Here is a 571-nt window from a genome sequence, read left to right on the forward strand (position 1 = left end):
GGTTTAGTATCGCAACATGAGTTCGCAACTGCTGTCGATTTAGTTTCGCAACAGGTACTGGCAAAGGAGGAAGGTTTAGTGTCACAACATGAAGTGACAGTGTCTTCCAGAGTATAAGCTTCTTTACGGACATACCTTTCAAACCCCAGCTTTTCAAGCATATAGCCTGCAATGACAGATACTCCCATTGCTACTACAAAATAAAAAAGTGCTACTTTTAAGCCAAAGGTGACAACAAATAGTCCGATAATAATCGGATTCAGTAATGGACTGGCAAACAGGAATACCATCATAGGGCCAAAACCGGCACGAGCCCTGAGCAAGCCTTTTAAAAATGGAATGGTAGAACAAGAGCAAAACGGGGTAATTGACCCAAGTAGTGCAGCAATGACATAACCTCTGCCGTTGCGTGAGCTTAGCATCGCTTGTATTTTTTGAGGGGTGATAAATTCTTGTAAAATACCTACTAGGTAGCTTATGACAAGAAATAGTAGGGTAAGCTCAACGGCAAGAAAAGCGAACATGCTTGCCGTTTCTTTCATCATAAGAATCGTTTCAGGATTCATTTTTT

General features: G+C 41.3%; 1 protein-coding gene. It reads right to left on the reverse strand.

Annotated features, from left to right (window positions below; all coding sequences use genetic code 11):
• Positions 1-566: permease (locus tag H5185_RS22385; protein ID WP_182743360.1), on the reverse strand; the 566-nt coding region annotated here is incomplete at its 3' end.
• Positions 567-571: the final 5 nt, after the last annotated feature.

Origin of the sequence: Shewanella sp. SG44-6, assembly GCF_014164185.1 — a bacterium.
Taxonomy (GTDB): Bacteria; Pseudomonadota; Gammaproteobacteria; order Enterobacterales; family Shewanellaceae; genus Shewanella; species Shewanella vesiculosa.